Source organism: Sphingomonas sp. GC_Shp_5, from assembly GCF_026540855.1.
GTDB lineage: Bacteria > Pseudomonadota > Alphaproteobacteria > Sphingomonadales > Sphingomonadaceae > Sphingomonas.
In genome coordinates, this window is sequence record NZ_JALNUP010000006.1 from 169,720 (window position 1) to 177,182 (window position 7,463).

Here is a 7,463-nt window from a genome sequence, read left to right on the forward strand (position 1 = left end):
AGCGGCTCCTCACCGGACCCAATCGGCCGCCGTTCCCCACGGAACGGCGGCCTTTTTTTGCCCCGCGCCCGCTGCCGGATTTGGCCTCCTCCCACCACCCGTGTAGAGCCCGCAGATCATGGCGACGCCTCCCCCCGCCCCGCGCCCCGCGCTCTCGCCCGGGCAAAGCACCGCGCTCAATGTGCGGCCGTTCTTCGAAAACAAGAGCCGCGCCTTCTGGACGCTGCAGGCGGTCGGCTGGAGCGGCTATCTGACGCTGCGCGGGGTCGGCGCGATCGCCAACGGCTTCTCGCTCGACGGGATCATCCCGGTGATCGTCGAATCGATTCTCGGCTATTGCATCACCCTGCTGCTCTCGACGCTGTACGGCACCTATCGCCGTCTGCCCCGCGTCGCTGGGATCCTGCTCACCGTCGCGACGCTGGTCGCCGCCACCGCGATTTACGCCTTTCTCGACGCCTTCACCTTCTCGTTCATCCGCATGCAGCCGGGGATCTCGCTGACCCTGCTGATCGGCAGCATCTACGTTAGCTTCACCGTGCTCGCGGGCTGGTCGGCGCTCTATTTCGGGATCAACTTCTACCTGATCGTCGAACAGCAGATCGACCAGATGGAGCATCTCACCACCCAGGCGAGCTCGGCGCAGCTGGCGATGCTGCGCTACCAGCTCAACCCGCATTTCCTATTCAACACGCTCAACTCGATCTCCACCCTGGTGCTGCTCAAGCAGACCGAGCGCGCCAATGCAATGCTCAGCCGGCTGTCGTCGTTCCTGCGCTACACGCTCGCCAACGAGCCCACCGCGCATGTCACGGTGGCGCAGGAGATCGACCAGCTGAAGCTCTATCTCGAGATCGAGAAGATGCGCTTCGAGGAGCGGCTGCGTCCGGAATTCGACATCGATCCCCGCGTCGAGCGGGCGCGGCTGCCGTCGCTGCTGCTCCAGCCATTGGTCGAGAATGCGATCAAATATGCGGTCACCCCGCAGGAGGAAGGCGCCGAAATCTGCGTGCGCGTGCGGCTCGCCGGGGATCGCGTGCAGATCAGCGTATCCGACACCGGTCCGGGGTTGAACGAAAGCCGCACCATGCCAAGCCTTTCAACCGGCGTGGGTCTCACCAATATAAGGGAGAGGCTGGTCCAGGCTTATGGCCCCGATCAGCGCTTCGAGACGCGTACGACGCCGGCTGGGGGGTTTTCGGTAGAGATCGACATCCCCTACCAGCTCGACGATGTGAGTAGAGAGGCCGCATGACGATCAGAACCATCCTGGTGGACGACGAACCGCTCGCTATCCAGGGATTGGAGCTCAGGCTCCAGGCGCACGATGATGTCGAGATCATCGAGAAATGCTCCAACGGCCGCGAGGCGATCCGCGCGATCAAGACCCACAAGCCCGATCTCGTCTTTCTCGACATCCAGATGCCCGGGTTCGACGGCTTCTCGGTGGTCCAGGGCCTGATGGAGGTCGAGCCGCCGCTGTTCGTGTTCGTCACCGCTTATTCGGATCACGCGCTGCGCGCGTTCGAGGCGCAGGCGGTGGATTATCTGATGAAGCCGGTCGAGGAATCGCGTCTCGCCGATACGCTGGATCGCGTCCGCCAGCGGCTCAGCGAAAAGCGAGGCGTCGAGGAGAATGAGAAGCTAAAGGAGGTGCTCGCCGAGCATGCGCCGGAAGCGGCCGCGGACATGGCCGACGGCGGCGGCAATGCCGATGGGGTCAGCGCCAATCGCTTCGAAAAGCTGATCAATATCAAGGATCGCGGCCAGATCTTCCGCGTCGACGTCGACACCATCGAGCGGATCGACGCGGCCGGCGATTACATGTGCATCTACACCGGCGACAACACGCTGATCCTGCGCGAGACGATGAAGGATTTGGAGAAGCGGCTCGATCCGCGCCGGTTCCAGCGCGTCCACCGCTCGACGATCGTCAACCTCGATCTGGTTAAGCAGGTCAAGCCGCACACCAACGGTGAATGCTTCCTGGTACTCAATTCGGGCGCTTCGGTGAAGGTGAGCCGCAGCTACCGCGACGTCGTCGCCCGCTTCGTCCACTAAGCGCGTCCGGCGCCGCCCGCCCTACTTCCAAGGGCAGGCGGCGCCGGGTGAGGACTAGACCGCGCGGCGGCCGCTGAACAGCTGGATCAGGCCAACGATCAGCGCAACCACGAGCAGGATGTGGATCAGGCCGCCCGCGATGTGGAGCGAGAAGCCCAGCAGCCAGAGCACGAGAAGAATGACGGCGATGGTCCACAACATATAAGCTCTCCAAGCATCCGACGGCCACGGCAGCCATCGTTGAGCAACAAACGTAGGTAAACGCCAAAGCGTTCCGCCTCCGCAACGGCCCGTCATAGGTCAGCGCTTGGACACACCGCACGGCACCAGAAGAATGTCGGTGACGGGGTCTCTCCGGATCGCACCGTCAGCAAGCCGACGCTACAGCTCGTAGCGAGGCACGTCGTCGTCATACGGCCACGGAGGATAGAAGATCGGCTTGTCGCCAAAGTGTCGCTTCACAATCCGGTCGCGCCGGTCCATCCGATCCTCGTCGCGATCGATCTCGTCCGGATAGGTAAAGGTGGCGTCGAACTTGCCGTCGCTGAGGACATATTCAATTTCCTCCCAGCGAGCGTTGCCGGTCTGCGCCCGCCAAAGATCGAGCAACGCATCGCCAAGGTCCCGGAGATCGGGATGCCGGTAGACGATCTGGTCCGGCGTGTTCTTGTAGATGGAGGGCGCCACGTAGTTATCATCAACCTCGGCATACAGCAGGGTTCCGTCTAACGGATAATCCGTGTCCCGCGCCAGTAGTTGACCGATCTCGGAAAGCAGCCGTCCAGTTTCATCGTTTGTCACGGTTCACCTCCGTTGGCGCGTTAGGAAATTTCAGACTTTTCAGATGGCCATCAACGGAGAAGAAAACATCCAGCTCATAAGGTCGTCGCGATCCACCATGATAGTGCGGGACGATCGATATCGTCACCCTCTTGTGCTGCTTCTTGGCGGTCGCCAACTGCTCCTCAAACGCCCGATAACGACCGCGGTTGAAGTTGGCGTCCTGCGCGAAATGGTTGAAGGCTTCCGTCGGCCCGTTGAAGCGCGCCGCGATATAATGTCCGCCATCATCGGTCTTCCGCCGATCCGCACCGCCGGCCGCTGCCTGGTGTGACCGCGACCGCACGGGCGTGGCCGTGAGCGACACCTCTCCCCATGCGTGTCTCATCCGGTCGCCGGCTTCTAGTTCATAATTGTAGCCGTTGGCGACGATGACGCGCCGCCGTTCGCCGACCATGGCGATGGCTGGCCGGGCCAGCGCGGTCGCCGAGGTGGCCGAAGTGGCCGGAGTGGTCGAACGAGAAATCCTGGCCGTCGGCGTGGCGGAAGCAGCCGGCGTCGATCGAGGCATCTGCGCGTCCGGCCAGATGGCCCTTCCGGTCGCCCCAGCGCCACCACCGCGACCGCCACCGCCGCCGGTGAAAGCATCGCTCGGTGATCGCTTCGCGGATCGCGCAGCTGGGTCGCGGGGTGGCGCCCCCGGCGCCGACGTTGTTGTCGACGAACCGCGGCCCGGAGCCGCGGCGCCGGGGGCGCCGCTCCTGGGTCTGCCGTCAGCACCGCGCGCGGAACCGCCCTGGCCGACATACCTGCCCGCCCCCACGAAGGTGAACTGCCCGTTCCGCTCGTCATGCCACGGGTTTGACTTGCATTCGAGGTTGTCCGGATGGGCCGCAGCAGGCCTGATCCCCGTGCGCAGCCACATTTCGAATGGCCGCTTTCGGGCCTCGTAGGGCATCAAGGTCACGCTACCCTCCTCCCAGAGTATGGCAGGAACGTTTGAGCAACGTTTTCCAACAAGTCAAGCATCGTGACTAACGTCAGGCGGCCTTCACTCAGGCAAGTCTACGCCTGTGTCGCATGACATTGATTGACCTATATGTTTTGCCACCGCAACTTGCGTTGATCAACGAAAGGCTGTCGCGGTTGACTATGCCATAGGCGATTGACGATGGTGTATCATCCAAGCGAGTCGACGATCGTTCCGCCGACGCCACGCCCGCCCGCCGTATCGTCAGCTGCCCAGGATCACCCTGGCGCGATCCGCCAGCCGCGCCACGGCAGCATCATGGATGCCCGGCGCCGACACGATCACCCCGAACGCCTGCGGGTGGCGCTTATTGAACTCGAGTACGCCGCCCACCGCATCGCTCACCCCTGCTCCCGCTTCGGCGGCGATCAGCGCCGCGGCGGCGATGTCCCATTCCTTGCCCCAGCGCAACGTCGCCACCAGATCGGCCTCGTCGGCCGCGACCATCGCGATCCGCAGCGCGATCGAGTTGGGCTTGTGCACCGCGACCAGGTCGCGATCCGTCTTGGGCAGGGCGTCGGTCGGCACCCGGGCGCCCGGCAGTGCGTCGCGCGTCCCCGCCTGCAGCCGCACCCCGTTGCGCCACGCCCCCTGGCCCAGCGCGGCGCACCAGCGCTCGCGCCGCGCGGGCGCGTCGAGCACGCCGATCGTTACCGCGCCGCGCTCGACCAAGGCGACCGAAATTGCCCAGCCCTCGCGACCGCGAATGTAATCGCGGGTGCCGTCGATCGAATCGACCACCCAGATCCGCTCGTGATCGAGCCGGACGAGATCGTCGGCGCGCTCCTCGGAGAGCCAGCCCGCGTCGGGCAGCAGTGCCGACAGCCGCGCCCGCAGCATCGCATCAACGTCGAGGTCGACTTCGCACACCGGGCTGCCGGCTTCCTTCTCCCATTGGCGAAAATTGGTCCGCCAGCGAGCAAGCGCCATCTGCCCCGCTTCCGCGGCGATCCCCGCAACCGCGGTGGCGAGATCGCGCCCCGGTTCAGCCACCCGCGACGGTCATCCCGTCGATCCGGCAGGTCGGCACGTTGATGCCATAGCGGAACTCGAGGTCGTTCGCGGGGGTGAGATGGAGGAACATCTCCTTGAGATTACCCGCGATCGTGAACTCGGCCACCGGCTCGGTGAGCACGCCATTCTCGATCCTGAAGCCCGCCGCGCCGCGGCTGTAATCGCCGGTGACGCCGTTGACGCCCTGGCCGATCAGCTCGGTGACATAGACGCCCTGCGCGATGTCGGCGATTAGCGTCGCCACCGGCACCGCGCCGGTGTCGAGGTAGAGGTTGCTCGTCGATACGCCCGGCGCGCCGCCGACGCCGCGCGCGGCGTGGCCGGTCGGCTCCAGCCCGAGCTGGCGCGCCGCGGCGCTGTCGAGCAGCCAGGTCTCGAGCATGCCCTGTTCGACAAGCGCGACCGGCGATACCGGCAGCCCCTCGCCGTCGAACGGCCGCGAACGCAGGCCATGGGGGCGATGGGGATCGTCGCGGATGGTGACACCGGCGGCGAACACCTGGGTGCCGAGCGCGTCGAGCAGAAAGCTGGTCTTGCGGGTGATCGCCTGGCCCGAGATCGCGCCGGCGAGATGGCCGAGCAACGACGACCCTACGCGCGGATCGAACACCACCGGCATCGCGCCGCTGGCGACCCGCCCGGGGTTGAGCCGCGCCACCGCGCGCTCGCCGGCGCGCCGGCCGATCGAGTCGGCCGCCTCGAGATGCGCGCGCCGCCGCGCGGTGTGGTGCGCATAATCGCGCTCCATGCCCCCCTCGTTGCTGCCCGCGAGCACGCTTGCCGACAGACTGTAGCCGGTCGCCGCATAGGCGCCGGCAAAGCCATGGCTGGTCGCCAGGCCCCACACCGAGCGCGACGCGCTGGCGCCGCCGCCTTCGCTGTTGGTGACGCCGGGCACCGCGCGCGCCGCCTCTTCCGCTTGCTGCGCCAGCGCACGCAACTCGATCGGCGACACCGCGTCATCCCCGTGTGCGGCATCGTCGAGATCGAGCATCGGCGGCGCGCCGTGCATCAGCCGCTCGGCCGGCGCTAGTCCCGCCCAGCGATCCTCCGGCGCCTCGCGCGCCATCGCCACCGCGCGCTCGACCAGCGCCGTCACCGCCGCGTCGGAGAGATCGGAGGTCGACACGCTCGCCGAACGCTGGCCGACGAACACCCGCAGCCCCAGCTCCTCGCTCTCCGAACGGCCGACATCCTCGAGCGCGCCGATCCGCACCGACACCTCGAGCGAGGCATCGGCGGCAAACACGGCATCGGCCGCATCGGCGCCAGCCTTGGCCGCACGGGCCACGATATCGGCCGCACGATCGCGCGCCTGGTCAGGGGTAAGCATCGGCCGGACTTAGGGATGCCCGCCGGGCGATGCTAGGCCCGATCGACGTCGGCTGCAGAAGAGACGGTGCCTACAGCGACGTCCCCACCACCACGCACGCCAGGAACATCAGCAAGCCCGCAAAACGGTTGCTGCGAAACCGCCGCAGCGCATTGGCGCCATCGTCGGGCACCAGCGTCGCCACCTGCCAGCAAAGATGCCCCGCCACCGGCACCAGCGCGACCCACACCAGCGGGTCCGGCCGCACCAGCCACATCGCCCCCGCCCAGCACAGCACCGCGACCGCATAGAAGCCCGCCGTGCCGCCCTTGACATGCGCGCCCATCCGCAACGCCGACGAGCGCACCCCGATCAGCGCATCGTCCTCGCGATCCTGCAACGCGTAGATGGTGTCATAGCCGATCACCCAGGCGATCGCGCCGGCATAGAGCAGCCACATCGGTGCCGAGAGATCCCCCGCCACCTCGCTCCACCCGACCAGCGCCGCCCAGGAAAAGACCAGCCCGAGCCACGCCTGCGGCCACCAGGTGATCCGCTTCATGAACGGATAGGCGGCGACCGGCGCGATGCTCGCCACCGCCACGATCGCCGCCAGCCCGTGCAGCTGGAGCAGCACCACCAGCCCGAGCGCGCACAGCACCAGCAGCCAGCCCCAGGCGAGCTTGATCGAGACCAGCCCGCTCGGGATCGGCCGCGCCCGCGTCCGCGCCACCTGCGCGTCGAGATCGCGATCGACGATGTCGTTGTAGACGCAGCCGGCGCCGCGCATCGCGATGCTCCCGAGCAGGATCCACGCGATCAGCCCCCAGCGCGTCACCGTGCCGCCGGCAAGCGCGACGCCCCAGGCGCCGGGCCAGAACAGCAACCACCAGCCGATCGGCCGGTCGAGCCGCGCCAGCAGTGCCAGCCCGCGCCAGGTGGGCGGCAGCCGGCCGACCAGGCCCTTGTGTTCGCTGTCGGGGACGATCTCGGGTGAACTAGCCATGCCGCTCCCTGCCCTCCCGGCGCCACCCGCGGCAAGCCCCCGCCGGCCAGGCCTCCCACGGGCGCGACAATCTTTGCCCTGCCGCCTCGCCACCGCCGCAAATCTCGGGCAGGCCGCTCGGCATGATCGGATTGTCCGTCGCCGTTGGTCGTTTTGTGGAAGCCCTGTTCTGGGCGATTATGCAGGCCGCCGGCGTGGTATCGCTCGCGGTCGGTGCGGTCGCCGCCGCCGCGATCCTCACCGCGGTGGTCGCGCGCAAG

The 7,463-nt window shown here is 67.0% G+C and carries 8 protein-coding genes; 2 read left to right on the plus strand and 6 right to left on the minus strand.

Annotation, left to right across the window (positions count from 1 at the left end):
* Window positions 1-118: 118 nt before the first annotated feature.
* Together OXR60_RS07090 and OXR60_RS07095 are read left to right on the plus strand one after the other, a co-directional pair.
* Window positions 119-1,255 carry a sensor histidine kinase gene (locus OXR60_RS07090; RefSeq protein WP_267395101.1) on the plus strand — a complete coding sequence of 379 codons (1,137 nt, stop codon included), beginning with the start codon at window positions 119-121 and terminating at the stop codon, window positions 1,253-1,255.
* Window positions 1,252-2,061: a LytTR family DNA-binding domain-containing protein gene (locus OXR60_RS07095; RefSeq protein ID WP_267395102.1), complete on the plus strand. Its 810-nt coding sequence runs from the start codon at window positions 1,252-1,254 to the stop codon at window positions 2,059-2,061. The genes OXR60_RS07090 and OXR60_RS07095 overlap by 4 nt, the downstream gene beginning before the upstream one ends.
* 54 nt (window positions 2,062-2,115) lie before the next feature.
* Here OXR60_RS07095 and OXR60_RS07100 read toward each other — a convergent pair whose 3' ends face one another.
* From OXR60_RS07100 to ubiA, 6 genes are all read right to left on the minus strand, one after another.
* The gene (locus OXR60_RS07100) at window positions 2,116-2,262 is read right to left on the minus strand and encodes a lmo0937 family membrane protein (protein WP_267395103.1); all 147 of its coding nucleotides are present in this window, start codon (window positions 2,260-2,262) and stop codon (window positions 2,116-2,118) included.
* 180 nt (window positions 2,263-2,442) lie between these two features.
* A complete protein-coding gene (locus OXR60_RS07105; protein ID WP_267395104.1) occupies window positions 2,443-2,862 on the minus strand; it encodes a hypothetical protein in 420 nt (139 codons plus the stop codon).
* Entirely contained in the window at window positions 2,849-3,412 is a 564-nt protein-coding gene (locus tag OXR60_RS07110) for a DNA/RNA non-specific endonuclease (protein ID WP_267395105.1), read from the minus strand. Before OXR60_RS07110 ends, OXR60_RS07105 begins: the two co-directional genes overlap by 14 nt.
* Window positions 3,413-4,075: 663 nt before the next feature.
* Window positions 4,076-4,864, minus strand: a complete 789-nt coding sequence (locus OXR60_RS07115) for an inositol monophosphatase family protein (RefSeq protein ID WP_267395106.1) — start codon at window positions 4,862-4,864, stop codon at window positions 4,076-4,078.
* The gene (locus tag OXR60_RS07120; RefSeq protein WP_267395107.1) at window positions 4,857-6,218 is read right to left on the minus strand and encodes a metallopeptidase TldD-related protein; all 1,362 of its coding nucleotides are present in this window, start codon (window positions 6,216-6,218) and stop codon (window positions 4,857-4,859) included. The genes OXR60_RS07115 and OXR60_RS07120 overlap by 8 nt, the downstream gene beginning before the upstream one ends.
* 70 nt (window positions 6,219-6,288) lie before the next feature.
* Window positions 6,289-7,203: a 4-hydroxybenzoate octaprenyltransferase gene (gene ubiA, locus OXR60_RS07125; RefSeq protein ID WP_267395108.1), complete on the minus strand. Its 915-nt coding sequence runs from the start codon at window positions 7,201-7,203 to the stop codon at window positions 6,289-6,291.
* Between the last annotated feature and the right edge of the window lie 260 nt (window positions 7,204-7,463).